1 protein-coding gene is annotated in these 252 nt (G+C 40.5%); it reads left to right on the forward strand.

Going from position 1 to position 252, the window contains the following annotated elements; translation table 11 throughout:
- Window positions 1–252 (forward strand): anion permease (locus tag LKX83_RS32700; RefSeq protein WP_227887447.1); only part of this gene is annotated, 252 nt, incomplete at both ends.

Here is a 252-nt window from a genome sequence, read left to right on the forward strand (position 1 = left end):
GAAGGAGAAAAAGCTGTTAGGCAAGCCAAGCTTTGAAGAGAAGTTAATTCTTGCTGTATTTTTATTTACCGCTTTTTGCTGGGTGACACGGACATTCTTGTTAACCAAGTGGTTCCCGACGTTAAACGATACAATAATTGCTATTATGGCTGGCCTTCTTCTCTTTTTATTACCGGCTAAAAGCGGACAATCAGCACGTTTATTGGTGTGGGAAGATGCAAAAAGAATACCGTGGGGCATTCTATTGTTGTT

Source organism: Cohnella baijiui (assembly GCF_020731285.1).
Lineage (GTDB): Bacteria > Bacillota > Bacilli > Paenibacillales > Paenibacillaceae > Cohnella.